At 52.4% G+C, this 16,063-nt stretch carries 20 protein-coding genes; 8 read left to right on the top strand and 12 right to left on the bottom strand.

Annotated elements, in window-relative coordinates; genetic code table 11:
- Positions 1–88 precede the first annotated feature (88 nt).
- The gene (gstA, locus tag BM427_RS05775) at positions 89–694 is read left to right on the top strand and encodes a glutathione transferase GstA (protein ID WP_090119964.1); all 606 of its coding nucleotides are present in this window, start codon (positions 89–91) and stop codon (positions 692–694) included.
- 96 nt (positions 695–790) lie between these two features.
- Here gstA and pdxY read toward each other — a convergent pair whose 3' ends face one another.
- The 5 genes from pdxY to anmK form a co-directional block, all read right to left on the bottom strand.
- Positions 791–1,651: a pyridoxal kinase PdxY gene (gene pdxY, locus BM427_RS05770; RefSeq protein WP_090119963.1), complete on the bottom strand. Its 861-nt coding sequence runs from the start codon at positions 1,649–1,651 to the stop codon at positions 791–793.
- Positions 1,652–1,720: 69 nt separating this feature from the next.
- Positions 1,721–2,995, bottom strand: coding sequence for a tyrosine--tRNA ligase (gene tyrS / locus BM427_RS05765; RefSeq protein WP_090119961.1), 1,275 nt, complete (start codon positions 2,993–2,995; stop codon positions 1,721–1,723).
- A gap of 142 nt (positions 2,996–3,137) precedes the next feature.
- Positions 3,138–3,794: a pyridoxamine 5'-phosphate oxidase gene (gene pdxH / locus BM427_RS05760; RefSeq protein ID WP_090119959.1), complete on the bottom strand. Its 657-nt coding sequence runs from the start codon at positions 3,792–3,794 to the stop codon at positions 3,138–3,140.
- A 57-nt stretch (positions 3,795–3,851) separates the two neighbouring features.
- Positions 3,852–4,172: a C-type lysozyme inhibitor gene (gene mliC / locus BM427_RS05755; protein WP_090119957.1), complete on the bottom strand. Its 321-nt coding sequence runs from the start codon at positions 4,170–4,172 to the stop codon at positions 3,852–3,854.
- A 91-nt stretch (positions 4,173–4,263) separates the two neighbouring features.
- Entirely contained in the window at positions 4,264–5,388 is a 1,125-nt protein-coding gene (gene anmK, locus BM427_RS05750; protein ID WP_090119955.1) for an anhydro-N-acetylmuramic acid kinase, read from the bottom strand.
- A 284-nt stretch (positions 5,389–5,672) separates the two neighbouring features.
- Between anmK and slyB the strand changes: the two genes are divergently transcribed.
- Positions 5,673–6,140: an outer membrane lipoprotein SlyB gene (slyB, locus tag BM427_RS05745; RefSeq protein WP_090119954.1), complete on the top strand. Its 468-nt coding sequence runs from the start codon at positions 5,673–5,675 to the stop codon at positions 6,138–6,140.
- A 73-nt stretch (positions 6,141–6,213) separates the two neighbouring features.
- On the opposite strand, the gene slyA is transcribed toward slyB, so the two are convergent.
- The 4 genes from slyA to BM427_RS05720 form a co-directional block, all read right to left on the bottom strand.
- Positions 6,214–6,654, bottom strand: a complete 441-nt coding sequence (gene slyA, locus BM427_RS05740) for a transcriptional regulator SlyA (RefSeq protein WP_090119952.1) — start codon at positions 6,652–6,654, stop codon at positions 6,214–6,216.
- 556 nt (positions 6,655–7,210) lie between these two features.
- Positions 7,211–7,732 carry a superoxide dismutase [Cu-Zn] SodC gene (gene sodC, locus BM427_RS05730; RefSeq protein WP_090119950.1) on the bottom strand — a complete coding sequence of 174 codons (522 nt, stop codon included), beginning with the start codon at positions 7,730–7,732 and terminating at the stop codon, positions 7,211–7,213.
- Between the two features lie 72 nt (positions 7,733–7,804).
- A complete protein-coding gene (locus BM427_RS05725) occupies positions 7,805–8,701 on the bottom strand; it encodes an aldo/keto reductase (protein WP_090120698.1) in 897 nt (298 codons plus the stop codon).
- 49 nt (positions 8,702–8,750) lie between these two features.
- Positions 8,751–8,990 carry a DUF1289 domain-containing protein gene (locus BM427_RS05720; protein WP_090119948.1) on the bottom strand — a complete coding sequence of 80 codons (240 nt, stop codon included), beginning with the start codon at positions 8,988–8,990 and terminating at the stop codon, positions 8,751–8,753.
- A 119-nt stretch (positions 8,991–9,109) separates the two neighbouring features.
- On the opposite strand from BM427_RS05720, the gene BM427_RS05715 reads away from it, so the two are divergent.
- From BM427_RS05715 to rnt, 4 genes are all read left to right on the top strand, one after another.
- Positions 9,110–9,706 carry a TetR/AcrR family transcriptional regulator gene (locus tag BM427_RS05715; RefSeq protein WP_090119946.1) on the top strand — a complete coding sequence of 199 codons (597 nt, stop codon included), beginning with the start codon at positions 9,110–9,112 and terminating at the stop codon, positions 9,704–9,706.
- A gap of 56 nt (positions 9,707–9,762) precedes the next feature.
- A complete protein-coding gene (locus BM427_RS05710; RefSeq protein WP_090119944.1) occupies positions 9,763–10,857 on the top strand; it encodes an alkene reductase in 1,095 nt (364 codons plus the stop codon).
- Between the two features lie 95 nt (positions 10,858–10,952).
- Positions 10,953–11,360, top strand: a complete 408-nt coding sequence (gloA, locus tag BM427_RS05705; RefSeq protein ID WP_090119942.1) for a lactoylglutathione lyase — start codon at positions 10,953–10,955, stop codon at positions 11,358–11,360.
- A gap of 91 nt (positions 11,361–11,451) precedes the next feature.
- Positions 11,452–12,105: a ribonuclease T gene (gene rnt, locus BM427_RS05700; protein ID WP_090119941.1), complete on the top strand. Its 654-nt coding sequence runs from the start codon at positions 11,452–11,454 to the stop codon at positions 12,103–12,105.
- A 38-nt stretch (positions 12,106–12,143) separates the two neighbouring features.
- On the opposite strand, the gene BM427_RS05695 is transcribed toward rnt, so the two are convergent.
- Complete coding sequence (locus BM427_RS05695; RefSeq protein WP_090119939.1) at positions 12,144–12,488, bottom strand: Grx4 family monothiol glutaredoxin; 345 nt, start codon at positions 12,486–12,488, stop codon at positions 12,144–12,146.
- A gap of 330 nt (positions 12,489–12,818) precedes the next feature.
- Between BM427_RS05695 and BM427_RS05690 the strand changes: the two genes are divergently transcribed.
- Positions 12,819–13,652 carry a C40 family peptidase gene (locus BM427_RS05690; protein WP_090120697.1) on the top strand — a complete coding sequence of 278 codons (834 nt, stop codon included), beginning with the start codon at positions 12,819–12,821 and terminating at the stop codon, positions 13,650–13,652.
- A gap of 123 nt (positions 13,653–13,775) precedes the next feature.
- Entirely contained in the window at positions 13,776–14,357 is a 582-nt protein-coding gene (gene sodB / locus BM427_RS05685) for a superoxide dismutase [Fe] (RefSeq protein WP_090119938.1), read from the top strand.
- Between the two features lie 48 nt (positions 14,358–14,405).
- On the opposite strand, the gene BM427_RS05680 is transcribed toward sodB, so the two are convergent.
- Complete coding sequence (locus tag BM427_RS05680) at positions 14,406–15,575, bottom strand: MFS transporter (RefSeq protein ID WP_090119936.1); 1,170 nt, start codon at positions 15,573–15,575, stop codon at positions 14,406–14,408.
- 164 nt (positions 15,576–15,739) lie between these two features.
- On the bottom strand, positions 15,740–15,829 hold the full coding sequence (gene cydH, locus BM427_RS05675) for a cytochrome bd-I oxidase subunit CydH (protein WP_090119935.1): 90 nt from the start codon (positions 15,827–15,829) through the stop codon (positions 15,740–15,742).
- Between the last annotated feature and the right edge of the window lie 234 nt (positions 15,830–16,063).

Below are 16,063 nucleotides of genomic sequence, written 5' to 3'. Positions count from 1 at the left end.
TATTTAGCCGTTAACGTAAGTTAGCGGCTTTTTTTTTATTTTGCGGCGTAATAACCTAATGCCCGGAATTAACTATAAGGAAAGCATAATGAAACTGTTTTACAAACCTGGCGCCTGCTCGCTTGCATCGCACATTGCCCTACGTGAAGCCGATAAAGAGGTGACGTTGGTAAGCGTCGACCTGATGAAAAAGCGCCTGGAAAATGGCGAGGACTTTTTTGCCATTAATCCGAAAGGCCAGATCCCTGCGCTTCAGCTTGATGACGCCACACTGGTGACGGAAGGTGTGGCAATCATGCAGTATGTTGCTGACAGCGCGCCGGACAGTCAGCTTCTGGCACCGGTCGGCACCATGCCACGCTACAAGACGCTGGAGTGGCTGAACTTTGTCGCTACTGAGCTGCATAAAGGCTTCACGCCGCTTTTCCGCCCGGATACACCGGAAGAGTACAAACCGACGGTTCGCGCACTGCTGGAAAAAAAGCTGCAATACGTGAATGAATCCCTGGCGAACAGTGAGTGGATCAGCGGCGATCATTTCACCATTGCTGATGGCTACCTGTTTACGGTATTGCGCTGGGCGCGCGCAGTGAAACTGAACATGGAAGGCCTGAGCCATATCGATGCTTATATGTCGCGCGTTGCCGCACGTCCGGCGGTTGCGGCAGCGATGGCAGCGGAAGGTATTCAGTAAGCATTGATGGCCCCACAGTGCGTTTTGCGTTTACGGGCGGCATGTATGTCACTATGTAACCAGTAAAGAAAAGGCGGGAAAATCCCGCCTTTTTTATTACAACAAGGTTGCGCTGAACAGATGTTCCGGTTTTGCGATCCTGTCCTGCGCTGCCACCACTTGCAGCTCGTACTCCTGCATACCCTGCGTGGTCAGCATAATTTCATACACCGCAGCCGTTACATGCTCCAGTGCCTCACGTACCGACGCGCCCTGTAGCAGCTTCACAAGTAACAGCCCGCTGGTGACATCGCCGACGCCAACTGGCTGGCGCGCGCCGAAATCGACCAGCGGACGGCTGATATGCCAGGCTTCCTGCGGCGTCACCAGCAGCATCTCGAAACGATCCGCACTCAGACCGGCGCGCGCAAGATGTTTCACCAGCACAATCTGCGGCCCTTTGGCGATCAGTTCACGCGCAGCAGCAACCGCTTCCTGCACGCTATTCACTGCATGTTCGCAAAGGATCTCCAGCTCAATCAGATTAGGCGCAATGATATCGCTGGCCGGTAATGCGTGGCACAGATGAAATTCAGCGACGCCTGGTGCAACGATGCACCCTTTTTCGGGATGTCCCATCACCGGATCGCAGAAGTATTTCGCCTGCGGATTGGCGGCTTTTACCTGACGCACGATACCGAGAATATGTTCACCCTGTTCCGCTGACCCGAGGTAGCCGCTCAGTACCGCGTCACAGCGCTGTAGCTGATCAATAGCGGCGATACCCTGCACAACCTCAGTCAAATGTGCGGGCGGCATGACGCTGCCTGTCCATTTACCGTACTGGGTATGGTTAGAAAACTGCACCGTATTCAGCGGCCAGACATTGGCGCCAAGACGGCGCATCGGAAATTCAGCCGCACTGTTCCCCGCATGCCCAAAGACCACATGCGATTGAATGGCGAGGATGTTCTTCATTTTTGTTGCCTTGCAATGTCGGGGCGAAAAAGAAGGGAGTGATTTCTCACTCCCGGGATATGATGTGAATTATTTCCAGCAAATCAGACAGTAATTTTTCTTACCGCGACGCAGCAGCGTGTAGCGACCAAAAAGGCGATCGCTGTCGATGAAAGTATATTCCGGCTCGGACTGTTTTTCACCGTTGATGGTAACCGCATTGGAAGCAATGGTTTTACGCGCCTGGCCACGGGACGGTTGCAGTTCGGAGTCGACCAGCGCCTGCATCAGATCTGCGCCTTTTTCCATCTCAACCATCGGCACGCCATCCTGCGCCAACTGTTCGAAATCCGCTTCGCTCAGATCGCTCAGCGTGCCGTTAAACAGGCTTTCAGTGATGCGTTTTGCGGCAACCAGCCCCTCTTCGCCATGCACCAGACGCGTGACCTGCTCGGCCAGAACATACTGCGCGCGCGGCGCTTTACCGCTGTTTTTGTCTTCTTCTTCCAACGCGTTAATTTCGTCGATGCCCATAAAGGTGAAGAATTTCAGGAAGCGATAAACATCCGCATCGGCGGTGTTGATCCAGAACTGGTAGAACTTGTATGGACTGGTTTTCTTCGGATCCAGCCAGACCGCGCCGCCTTCGGTTTTACCGAATTTTGTGCCGTCAGCTTTGGTGATCAGTGGAACTGTCAGGCCAAATACCTGATTCTGGTGCAGGCGACGGGTCAGGTCGATACCGGAAGTGATGTTGCCCCATTGATCGGAACCGCCGATCTGCAATACCACGCCGTGCAACTTATTCAGGCAAGCGAAGTCGTAACCCTGTAACAGGTTATAGGAGAACTCGGTAAAGGAGATGCCCACATCATCACGGTTCAAACGCTGTTTCACCGCTTCTTTGTTAATCATCTGGTTAACAGAGAAGTGCTTGCCGATATCGCGCAAGAAGGTCAGCACATTCATGTTGCCGAACCAGTCATAGTTGTTCGCCGCAATTGCCGAGTTGTCACCGCAATTGAAATCGAGGAACGGCGCTACCTGCCGGCGTATTTTATCCACCCACTCCTGCACGGTGTCTTCGGTGTTCAGTTTGCGCTCGGTCGCTTTAAAGCTCGGATCGCCAATCAACCCTGTCGCACCGCCTACCAGCGCAACCGGCTTGTGACCCGCCTGCTGGAAGCGTTTCAGGCATAACAATGGAACGAGATGCCCCAAATGCAAGCTATCTGCGGTGGGATCGAAGCCGCAATAAAGCGCGATTGGCCCCTGCGCCAGTCGTTCTGCTAACGCTTCTTCATCCGTTACCTGAGCCACCAGGCCCCGCTCTTGCAATTGTTTAATCAAGTTACTGCTTGCCATCAAATTCTCCATGTATAAAACGGTACTGCACCTTTGCCGGTACACGACTTTTCGCCAGATGCGAAAGGATACTTCAGGGGGGCAGATAGCATAAAGCGCCGGAACACGGAGTGCCAGCGCTTAACGCAACATTTTTCAGGGATTACGGAGCGAGACGATCAATTTTCCATGCGTTATTTTCACGCTGGTACAAAAAACGATCGTGCAGGCGGTTAGCGCCACCCTGCCAGAACTCCATCTGTTCAATGCTGACGCGAAAACCGCCCCAGAAGCTAGGCAATGGTATTTCGCCCTGCTGGAACTTTTGCTTCAGTTCAAGAAATTTGCTTTCGAGGATCCCGCGTGCGGAGATACGGCTGGATTGTTTAGAAACCCAGGCACCGATTTGGCTGTCGCGCGGGCGGCTGTGAAAGTACTTCACCACTTCCAGCGTCGATAAGCGTTCCGCTTTACCGGTTACCATCACCTGACGTTCCAACATATGCCACGGAAACAGCAGGCTAATCGCCGGGTTATGCTCAATATGGTGCGCTTTACGACTGCCCAGGTTGGTATAAAACACCAGCCCTTTTTCATCATAATGCTTGAGCAGGACAATGCGCTGATAAGGCTGGCCGTTCTCATCCACCGTTGCTACCACCATGGCAGTCGGATCGGCGAGCTGAGCGTCACAGGCTTGCCCTAACCAGCGTTCAAAGAGTTTGAGCGGCTCTGCTGGCAGGTCGTTGCGGCGCAGACCGCCTTTAGTGTATTCACGGCGCAGATGCGCGATTTGCTGCAATTGATCGTTATCAGACATGGCGTTAGCAAAAAATAATCCTCAGGGAAGGCTATTATGCGCCCCCCTGTGAAAATCTCAACGCTCTGGAATTAACTGACAGTTATGCAGCACGATACGGTCACGTTTATAGACCGTCGCGCCATTACCTTTCGACCAGAAAACATAAACGCCATCGGTATAGCGCACGCCGGATGCCGATAACCCCTGTTGCAACGTCAGTAGTTTGTCATCCCAGACGAAACTGGCCTGCTGGCGAGTGTTGTTAATTTTCACAGTCAGGGGTTTTTCATCACACTGGTAAACCAGCGTATCGGTATGCATTCGTTCAACAAACTGGTTGTAATAACTACACCCAGCAAGCAGTGCGGGCAGGCAGGCGATCAGCAGTTTTTTCATTGGGTATCCCCGGACAGTCCTGGTCAAAGAGGGCGAAGTGCCCTCTTTAAATCAGCTCAGTCTAGCGATGTAACACCAAAGTAAAATCCGGTTAACTCTGATTCTGGCGTGGATTAGCCGGAAAGATGGCACCAAGTACCGTCGAAGCAGAAGCGCCGGTCACCGACGGCAGATTGCCTGGTAATCCGGCGAGCGTTCGCCATGCCAGCCAGGCAAACGCCAGCGCTTCCATATCATCGCCGCTGATCCCTGCATCATCAGTAGTGGAAACTTCGATACCCGGCAGCAACGCCCCCAGGCGCGCCATCACCAATGGATTGCGACTGCCGCCACCGCACACCAGCAGGCGTTCACAACCGCCGCTCAGCAATACCTGTTCGGAAATGGTCACGGCCGTCAGCTCCGTCAGCGTTGCCTGGACATCGCTGGCGTTAATACCTGGGAAATGGACCAGATGGCGTTCAAGCCAGCCGTAGTTGAAATATTCCCGCCCGGTGCTTTTGGGTGGCGTTGCAGCAAAGTAAGGATCGCTGAGCATATTTTGCAACAACGGTATTACCACTTTCCCTTCGCTTGCCCACAGCGCGTCTTTGTCATACGGCTTGCCCTTTTGCCGCCAGATCCAGGCATCCATCAGCATATTACCCGGCCCGGTATCATAGCCTCTGACCGGCTGGCCGGGGATTAACAGCGACAGGTTGGCAATGCCGCCAATATTGAGCACCATCCGTCGTTCAACCGGATGCGCCAGCAGTGCATGGTGAAAAGCAGGAACCAGCGGCGCACCCTGTCCGCCCAGCGCCATATCACGCCGACGAAAATCGCCAACCACCGTTACGCCAGTACGGGCGGCAATCTGATTGTTATCGCCAATTTGTAGCGTATGCGGCGCAATGCCCGTTGGCTCATGCCAGACCGTTTGTCCATGGCAGCCAATCGCCACGATATCTTCTGGGTGCAGATGCTCGCGATCCATCAACGCCAGAACAGCATCAGCGAACAGTTTCCCTAGTTGCGTATCCAGCCGTCCCAGTTGCGAAAGTGTGAGCGGCTGCCCCTGGCAAATCGCGAGGATCGCCTCTTTCAGCGGCAGTGGAATAGGAAACGTCAGGCTTGACTGCTGCGCGACCATGTTCTCATCGATGGCCGCCAGCACAACATCCACACCGTCCAGGCTCGTTCCGGACATCACCCCAATGTAGCGACCCGATTTCATGCGCCTTCCTTAATTTGCGGAACTCAGAAGTCACACTCCACCATAAAGCAACTATTAACGCTATCGACTACAAATACTTTTTAACAATCCTGCCGTTTTACACTAAGTGAAATCCCATCAGGCTGCGTTTATAATCGCTTCGTTTAAAGCTGGTTAAACAGAGACAGGGTATTATTTTTGCCAGGATTAGGCAGAAGATACGACCTGGCATTGCAAAAATGCCATATAATTTAACCATGACGGATGCTCATAAGAGCGTTTCATGGTGAACAGGAGATTCATAAATGATGTTACGTGCACTGGCAGTTTCGCTGATTGGTTTAACGTTGGCTGGTTGTGTCAACAACGATACGCTTTCCGGTGATGTTTACTCTGCCTCCGAAGCCAAACAAGTGCAAAATGTCACTTACGGTACTATTGTTAATGTCCGTCAGGTACAAATTCAGGGCGGCGATAACAACAATGTTATCGGTGCGATTGGCGGCGCGGTGCTGGGTGGCCTCCTCGGTAATACCGTGGGCGGCGGCACAGGTCGTTCTCTGGCTACCGCAGCAGGTGCGGTTGCAGGCGGCGTAGCGGGTCAGTCCGTTCAGGGTGCGATGAACAAAACTCAGGGCGTTGAGCTGGAAATTCGTAAAGATGACGGTAACACCATCATGGTGGTGCAGAAACAGGGCAATACCCATTTCTCTGCGGGTCAACGCGTCGTGATGGCCAGCAATGGCCGCCAGGTCACTGTTTCTCCGCGCTAAGCAGAGGCCGCTGGGTGCTGTTGAGACCACTTTCAGACATAAAAAAGCCTTGCGATTGCAAGGCTTTTTCAATTCAATCCCGCGACTGGAGCTCAAGTATGTTTTGCTCCAGCCTGTTAATCATCTTGATTAACAGATCCAGTTCTTCCGCAGAAATCCCGGAAAGAATTTCACCCCGGGTTTTGCGAATCACAGTCTCCATTTCATCGATAATCGGTGCTGCTTTTTCCGTCAATTTGATCCGTTTTGCCCGGCGATCATTGGCGCATGTCTGCCGAGAAATCAGGCCTTTTTCCTCCAGTTGGTCAAGCGTTCGCACCAGCGAAGGTTGCTCTATGCCAATCGCTTTAGCCAATTGAATTTGCGACTGTTCGGGCGGCAACTGATGAATATTATGCAGCGTTACCCAATGAGTCTGCGTTAATTCCAGAGGTTTCAGGCGATGGTCAATTAAAGCACGCCATACGCGCACTAAACGTGCCAGATCAGAACCTAATGGCGATTCCAATTTCATCTCCTTATAATTAGCTTGCTAATTTATTATACTCATTTTAAAATAGTTTGCAGTATTTGTATTGGTAAAACAAATGTATTGCTGCCCCGATCAAGTAGTTTGCGAGGTCGCTCCCAGCTCTGACGTGACACCTTAATCGGTTTTTCTTATCGTTAAGCCTGCTTTGCTATGTATTGGGCTGTAAAGCCCCCATACACATGGGTGAGATTCGAGCTCTTTGGATTTACCCATACAAAACCTGATTTGCGGCGCATCAGTCTGTTTTAAGCCCTTGTTTAAAGTCGTGATACCGGGTTTTCTGCGGCGGCTTGTCGCCCATCGCCTGTTGCATGACGATGTAGCGCTTATGCATTGTGTTACTGCGCGATGTGATGAGTGAGCGTGGCGCCCAGCAACGGACGCTGTCGCCACGCTGGCGGAGTGACAACAATATTTTGTCACGTTGGGAAACACCATCAACCTGCGGCCCGCGAACTGAGGTCAGTTATCTGGTGCCTTTACTGTCCGTTTTCCCAACTGGCACAAGCGCCGCCCGAAGGCATTAGTACCGAGCGAATCACTTAATGACACCGCAGGCATAACGCGCCCCGCCACCGCCCAGCGGTTTGGGTTGATCGGACATATTATCGCCGCCGACATGAATCATCAGTGCCTTGTCTCTCACGTCATCCAGCTTTTTAAGCCGCGGCGCGATCACCGGATCAGTCGCTTTACCGTCGTTATTAACCACCAGCACCGGTAGATCGCCTAAATGTCCGACGCCCTCCGGCCCTTCATGTTTACCCGTATGTTGCGGATCAAGGTGACCGCCTGCGGCCTCTGCGGCTGAGGCCTTGCCCTCTTTCATGGCGGGTTCACAACTGCCTTTGGCGTGGACGTGAAAGCCGTGCTCGCCGGGCGGCAAGGCTTTCAAATCCGGTGCAAATTCCAACCCTTTGTCCGTTTCACTGATTTTCACCTTGCCAATCGACTGCCCAATGCCCTGGGCAGTGACGAGATGCATCTCGACGTCTTCACTGGCAGCCTGCGCTCCTGCACAGGCCAACAGTGCCAGCATTGCCAGACTTAAACGCTTCATATGACCTCCTTTGATATACGTTAACCCTGTCAGTTTAAACCAGGATGAACGATTTCACCGGGAGGTCCGTGCTTAAGGAACGTCGTAGCCCAGCGCCGCTTTGCGGATGCGGAACCACTGCTGGCGAGTCATCTGCAACTCCAGCGCGCCAAGCGCCGATTTAACGCGTTCAATTTTGCCGGAACCGATAATCGGCAGCGGCGACGATGGCAGACGCATGACCCAAGCGTAAACCACCTGTTCGATAGTTTCCGCATTCAACTCGCGTGCAACATTTGTCAGCTCATCGCGCAACGGTTGAAAAGCAGGATCATTAAACAAACGACCGCCGCCGAGGCACGACCAGGCCATCGGGCGAATGCGCAGTTGTTGCAGTTGATCCAGCGTGCCATCAAGGAGCAGCGGTTGATGTACCGGGGAGATCTCCACCTGGTTGGTTGCCAGCGTAAACGGTAACCGTGATTGCAACAGTGAGAATTGCGCCGGGGTGAAGTTGGAAACGCCAAAGTTGCATACTTTACCGCTCTGGTGCAGATGCAGGAATGCCTCCGCCACTTCATCAGCATCCATCAGCGGATCGGGACGATGAATCAGCAGTAGGTCGAGATAATCGATAGCCAGATTGCTCAGCGACTGTTCCGCACTTTTGATGATATGGTCACGATCTGTGATATAATGCCCAAGCAGATTTTCCGCTTTCGCGGTGGTCGCAATACCGCATTTAGTGACGATCTCCATCCGTTCACGCAAATGCGGAGCGAGTTTCAACGCGTCGCCAAACGCAGCTTCACACTGATAGCCGCCATAAATATCGGCATGATCGACCGTTGAGATGCCGAGATCGAGATGCGCCTCAATAAAACTCACCAACTGGTGCGGGGAGATGTTCCACTCCATCAAACGCCAGTACCCCATCACAAAACGAGAAAACTCCGGGCCTTGCGGCGCAAGAGCAATACGTTGAACCATCTTGGTATCCTCAAAGGTCATTTTCCTGTGAGTATACGCATTTTCAGGGTCAAAAAAGTGAAGGTTGCTGAGGTTCTTCCGGGGGAAGGGTTTTGTTTGCGCGCATTTTGCGCAGCCAGCGCTGATGGCACAAGCGAAGCACATTTTGTTTTTGTCCGTCGCTCATATTTTGCCAGTTGAAACGCTCATCGCGGCTACGCATGCAGCCACGGCAAAAGCCCCGCTCATCTGACTGGCAGATACCACGACACGGACTCTGGACGGGAAAAAACTCCAGTTGTTCAGGCACTGTCATCTCCGTTAATGCATGCACTCTCTCTATTGAAGACTGCTCATTGATAACGCGCAAGCCCTAAAGCGCATTCATTGCCACTTGCAATAGACCAATTGGTCTAGTAGAGTGCCGCAATGAGCAGAAATAGCGAACACGACACGCGCGAACACTTACTGGCTACCGGCGAGCAACTTTGCATGCATCGCGGGTTCACCGGTATGGGCCTTAGCGAATTATTGAAAACAGCAGAAGTGCCAAAAGGCTCTTTCTACCACTATTTTCGCTCAAAAGAGGCGTTTGGCGTGGCGTTACTTGAACGTCACTATGCGGGTTACCACCAGCGGTTGGTTACCCATTTCGCCAGCGGGCCGGGAAATTATCGTGACAGGCTACTGGCATACTATCAGGAGACGCTGAACCAGTTTTGCCAGCAGGGTATTATCAGCGGTTGCCTGACAGTGAAACTCTCTGCGGAAGTGTGCGATCTGTCGGAAGATATGCGCGCCGCGATGGACAAAGGCGCAAGCGGCGTTATCGCCCTGCTTGCACAAGCGCTGGAAAAAGGGTGTGGAGAGCATAGCCTCACTCTTTCCGGCGATGCGCTGACGCAAGCGCAGGTGCTGTATGCCTTATGGCTGGGTGCCAATTTGCAGGCCAAGATTTCTCGCAGTGCCCTGCCACTGGAAAGTGCGCTAGCGCATGCGAAAACTATTATCGCTATGCCTGGGTAATATCAGGCTTTTTTATTTCACATTTTACTAGTCGACCGGTCTATTCAGGAGTTGTTATGTCCAGCAAACTATTCACGCCGCTGAAAGTGGGTGCAATTACCGTTCCAAACCGTGTTTTTATGGCTCCGCTGACGCGTCTGCGCAGCATTGAGCCGGGCGATATCCCGACGCCGCTGATGGCGGAATATTACCGTCAACGCGCCAGCTCTGGCCTGATCATCAGCGAAGCCACGCAAATCTCTGCGCAGGCGAAAGGTTACGCGGGCGCGCCTGGCCTGCACAGTGCCGAACAGGTCGCTGCATGGCAGAAAATTACCGATGCTGTACATCGTGAAAACGGCCGTATTGCGGTTCAGTTGTGGCACACAGGTCGCATATCACACAACAGCCTGCAACCGGGCGGCGCAGCACCTGTCGCGCCTTCAGCTATCAACGCGGGAACCCGGACTTCACTGCGTGATGCCAATGGCAACGCCACCCGCGAAGATACCTCTATGCCGCGCGCACTAGAGACCACGGAAATCCCGGGCATCGTTAACGATTTTCGCCAGGCTGTTGCTAATGCGCGTGAAGCGGGCTTTGACCTGGTCGAACTGCACTCTGCCCACGGCTACCTGCTGCATCAGTTCTTGTCACCATCATCCAACCATCGTACCGATCAGTACGGCGGTAGCGTGGAAAACCGCGCCCGCCTGGTGCTGGAAGTGGTCGATGCCGTGAGCAAAGAGTGGGGTGCAGATCGCATTGGGATTCGCGTTTCGCCGATTGGCACGTTCCAGAATGTGGATAATGGCCCGAACGAAGAGGCGGATGCGCTGTATCTGATAGAAGAACTGGGTAAACGAGGGATTGCTTACCTGCATATGTCCGAGCCGGACTGGGCGGGCGGCGAACCTTACACCGATGCGTTCCGTGAAAAAGTGCGTGCACGCTTCCAGGGTCCGATCATCGGCGCGGGTGCTTACAGCGTCGAGAAAGCGGAAGGGCTGATCGAGAAAGGTTTGATCGATGCAGTAGCATTTGGTCGCGCTTATATCGCTAACCCGGATCTGGTCAAACGTCTGCAACTAAAAACGGAACTGAACCCGCAGCGCCCGGAAAGTTTCTACGGCGGTGGCGCAGAAGGCTATACCGACTACCCGTCTCTGTAATCCTCTGCTTGTTCATTGATAGCGGCGGGTTTCCGCCGCTATACTAAAATGATGTTTCTAACTGGAACGTTAATTCATTTATAAAAGAGGACATCATGCGCTTACTTCACACTATGCTTCGTGTTGGCAACCTGCAACGCTCCATCGACTTCTACACCAACGTGCTGGGCATGAAGTTACTGCGTACCAGTGAAAATCCGGAATATAAATACTCGCTGGCCTTTGTGGGTTACGGCCCGGAAACTGAAGAGGCAGTCATCGAGCTGACTTATAACTGGGGCGTCGAAAGCTATGAACTGGGCACCGCCTATGGTCACATCGCGCTGAGCGTGGAAAATGCAGCTGAATCTTGCGAAGCGATCCGCAAAAACGGCGGTAACGTAACCCGTGAAGCGGGTCCGGTTAAAGGCGGTACCACCGTCATCGCCTTTGTTGAAGATCCGGACGGTTATAAAATCGAACTGATCGAAGAGAAGCATGCCGGTCACGGCCTGGGTAATTGATCCCTTCGGGCGCATTATGCGCCCGCTGTTTTACATCCCTTCGCAAAATTTGCCATAATGCGCTGCCATTTTCCCGTATCAAGAGATCCTGATGTCCGATAACGCTCAACTTACTGGTCTGTGCGACCGTTTTCGCGGTTTTTATCCTGTCGTGATTGATGTTGAAACTGCCGGCTTTAATGCCAAAACCGACGCACTGCTGGAAGTCGCCGCCATTACGCTGAAAATGGATGAACAAGGCTGGCTAATGCCTGACAGCACCCTACATTTCCACGTTGAGCCTTTCGAAGGCGCGAATCTGCAACCAGAGGCGCTGGCCTTTAATGGTATTGATCCCTCGAATCCGTTACGTGGTGCGGTAAGCGAACATGATGCGTTGCACGCCATTTTCAAAATGGTGCGTAAAGGCATTAAAGATCAAAACTGCAACCGTGCGATTATGGTGGCACATAATGCCACCTTCGATCACAGCTTTATGATGGCCGCAGCCGAACGTGCTTCACTGAAGCGAAATCCTTTCCATCCGTTTGTCACCTTTGATACCGCATCGCTGAGCGGGCTGGCGCTGGGGCAAACCGTGCTGTCAAAAGCCTGTGCCGCTGCGGGTATTGCCTTTGATGCCTCGCAGGCACATTCGGCACTGTATGATACAGAGCAAACGGCCCTTCTATTTTGCGAAATCGTGAACCGCTGGAAGCGTCTGGGCGGATGGCCATTGCCGCTCACCGATGATTCGCAGGCGTAAAAAAAGCGACCCGAGGTCGCTTTTTTATTGGCGGAAACTTATTCCGCAGCTGGCTCGTCTTTATGTTTCGCCGCCGCGTCTTTAATCAGCGATTGCAGTTCGCCACGCTGATACATCTCAATGATGATATCGCAGCCGCCGACCAGTTCGCCTTCAACCCACAGCTGCGGGAAGGTTGGCCAGTTAGCGTATTTCGGCAGTTCTGCACGAATGTCCGGGTTTTGCAGGATATCTACATATGCGAAACGCTCGCCACAGGCAGAGAGCGCCTGTACAGCCTGGGCGGAGAAACCGCAACTCGGCAGCTTCGGGGAGCCTTTCATATACAGCAGAATCGGGTTTTCAGCAATTTGACGCTGGATCTTCTCAAGGGTTGTGCTCATTGTCTTACTTCCTTCAACTTCTTCTACGGCTGAGATCTGACATTGTAACGGTTCAGACAAGTAACGGAAAATAACATTTTATTCACCGTTCATTATTTTATCGTCTGTCACGTAAAGTTGCCTTAAAAATATGACTTAACCCGACTTACCTTGCTCAACTCTTAACCGCCATAGAAACGTTTTGCTGCTTTTTTTTGCGCTTGCTAACGAAACGAAGCTATAGATGCAAAAACAGTATTAACTTTTGTGCTTTTTATGGATTAGAATCGACGGGTTTTGAAAAACCATACGCAGGCATATTATATGCTTGCCTTAAAAGGGGATTGCCCAGTGGCGCGGATACCAAAAGCTTCGATCACGCTCTGTGCTTTGCTGTTCACCACGCTTTCTTTCACGCCATTGGCTAACGCCTCTGAACAGGCGCGAGCATCGGCCGTGCAAAAATCGCATCTGGCGAAAGCATCCGAACGTAAGAAAAAAACCACATCACAAAAAACCTCAAAGAAAAGCAGTCGCAGTACGGCAGAAAAACACACCAGTAAAAAAAGACCTGAAAACAAGAAGTCACCGGCTAAGAAAAAAGTTTCCACCAGCAGTAAAGCCAGTCAGATTACCTCGCGTCGTAACAAAACCAGCCAGTTAAAAACTACAGAAGTCGCCTGGGTGGAGAAATGCAGCACGCCTCGCAAAGGCCATAAGCCTCATTGTGTCAAAGTCAAAAAAACCACAACCATTGCTGAAGCACATAAAGTGCGTATCCAGAAAGCCCAGAAAACGGCGATGTCAAAACTGATGAACCAGATTGGTAAACCTTACCGCTGGGGCGGCACCTCGCCGAATACCGGTTTTGATTGTAGTGGTCTGGTCTATTACGCCTATAAGGATTTGGTGAAATTCCGCATTCCGCGCACCGCAAACGAAATGTATCACCTGCGCGATGCTTCGCCGGTGAATGTGGCGGAGCTGGAAAGCGGTGACCTGGTTTTCTTCCGCACCCAAGGGCGCGGTACCGCCGATCACGTTGGCGTATACGTCGGCAACGGCAAGTTTATTCAGTCTCCGCGTAGCGGCCAGGATATTCAGGTCACCTCCCTTAGCGAAGACTACTGGCAGCGCCATTACGTCGGCGCTCGCCGCGTCGTTACACCGAAAACCATTCGTTAATCCCATCGCCTGTCGTCAATGCGACAGGCGATGTTCTCTTTTTCCTGTCCCCGCGATTTGTTACTCTAAGACTCACACTCAGTAGGGTTATTGTGTGTGTCAAAATAACGAAGGAGAGTAGCAATGTCGTTCGAATTACCTGCACTACCGTATGCAAAAGACGCCCTGATGCCGCATATCTCAGCCGAAACGCTGGAGTATCACTATGGTAAGCACCATCAGACTTATGTCACTAACCTCAACAACCTGATCAAAGGCACCGCCTTTGAAGGTAAAACACTGGAAGAGATCATTAAGCATAGCGAAGGTGGCGTGTTCAATAATGCCGCTCAGGTCTGGAACCACACCTTTTATTGGAATTGCCTGGCTCCGAACGCTGGCGGTGAGCCGACTGACGAACTGGCTGCCGAGATTGCCAAAGCATTTGGTAGCTTTGCGGAGTTCAAAGCGCAGTTTACCGATGCCGCAGTGAAAAACTTTGGTTCAGGCTGGACATGGCTGGTGAAAAAAGCGGATGGCGGGTTGGCTATTGTCTCAACGTCCAATGCGGGAACCCCGCTGACGACAAATGCAACACCGCTGCTGACCGTCGATGTCTGGGAACATGCTTATTACATTGACTACCGTAACGCCCGTCCGAACTACCTTGAACATTTCTGGGCGCTGGTCAACTGGACCTTCGTGGCGAAGAATTTCGCCGCATAAAACATTCACCACATAAAAACAAAGGAGGGGCATCTGCCCCTCCTCTTTTTACTCGACCGCCGCACAGGCTCGTTCTGCCCGGGAACGTCCGGAAAACAGAACCACCAACAGACCAAGCCCCGCAATAATCGCCCCCATCACCGGCACAAAACCATATCCCAGCCCGGCAGAGATCACCGCGCCGCCTGCAGCCGCACCGAGCGCGTTACCGAGGTTAAAGGCACCAATGTTAACTGAAGAAGAGAGCCCCGGCGCTTCATGTGCAACGCGCATGACACGCATTTGCAGAGGTGGAACCACGGCAAAAGTTGCTGCGCCCCAGACCACCATACTGATAGCCGCGCCTACTTCGCTGCGGGCCAGGAACGGAATAGCCAGCATGATGGCAATCAGCAGGATAAGAAAGCCTTTCAGCGTACCGGTTACCGAACGATCGGCTAGTTTTCCACCAAAATAGTTACCCATCGAGAAACCGACGCCAATCAGAACCAACATACCCGTAACAAATACTGGCGTAGCATCAGTAATGGTACGCAGCACCGGCGAAATATAGGTATAAAGCGTGAACATCGCGCCCGCGCCGAGCACCGTCGTCAGCAATGCCGAGAGCACCTGTGGACGAACCAGCACGGACAACTCTTTACGTACATCCGGGCGTTCGCCTGTTCCGCCACCAGGTAGTGAAAAGTAGAGACTCAGCATAGCAATCAGTCCCAGCACAGCGGTCGCCATAAATGACATACGCCAGCCGATGGTTTCCCCCAACCAGGTTGCGGCAGGCACGCCGCCAATATTGGCGATGGTCAGCCCCATAAACATAGTCGCGACGGCGCTGGCTTGTTTCTCTTTTGCCACCACGCTTGCCGCAACAACCGACCCCAGGCCAAAGAAGGCACCATGGTTGAGGCTGGTGACGATGCGCGCCAGCATTAAGGTGGTGTAGTCCGGCGCGATTGCTGACAGCACATTGCCCAGGGTAAAGATCGCCATAAGGAAAATCAGCGCGTTACGTCTGCCACGATGCGACAGTAGCAGCGTCATTAACGGCGCCCCCACCATCACACCAATTGCGTATGCGCTAATCAGCATCCCCGCAGCCGGAATGGAAACATCGACACCACGGGCAATAACAGGCAGCAACCCCATCGGGGAGAACTCCGTTGTACCTATCCCAAAGGCGCCAATCGCCAGGGCAAGCAAAGGGAAATTTATTTTCATCGTTTGACTCCGAAAAAGCCGTGTCGGTTGGAGACACTGTCGCAGAAGTCAAAAGTATGACAGCAATCACAAAAAACAGAAGTTAGCGGAATGACAAAAGATTATTGCAGAAGTGATAACAATGGCGGGGAAAGCCGAGGGAGAAGGCTCTCCCTCGTGCCAGATCAATGCAGCGCAGCGGTCAGCCCACCGCAAACAATCAGGCTCAGAACAATGACGGTAGTGACCAAAGAATACTTCAGATCGGTGCTCATCAATTTTTCTCCATTTTCATTTCCCCACAAAAAGTGAGTTTGCGCATTTTTGCACAAGTAATCATAAAAATCTTGCAGGAATTAGGGGGAGATATGTTTTAGCTCTTCCCCTTTTGCTCAAGATGAGACAAAATTCGACGCTAAATTTATTAGCGTACCGGCCATTGACTCCCCTCCTGACGTTCAGTGCCTTTTTCCCGGCGTACCGCACTCACTTTGCTGGAGTTCAGGGTG

It is taken from the genome of Kosakonia arachidis, assembly GCF_900116535.1.
In the GTDB taxonomy this organism is placed as follows: Bacteria; Pseudomonadota; Gammaproteobacteria; order Enterobacterales; family Enterobacteriaceae; genus Kosakonia; species Kosakonia arachidis.
Note: the sequence above shows the minus strand (reverse complement) of the source record. Positions and strands in the feature narration are given on the sequence as shown.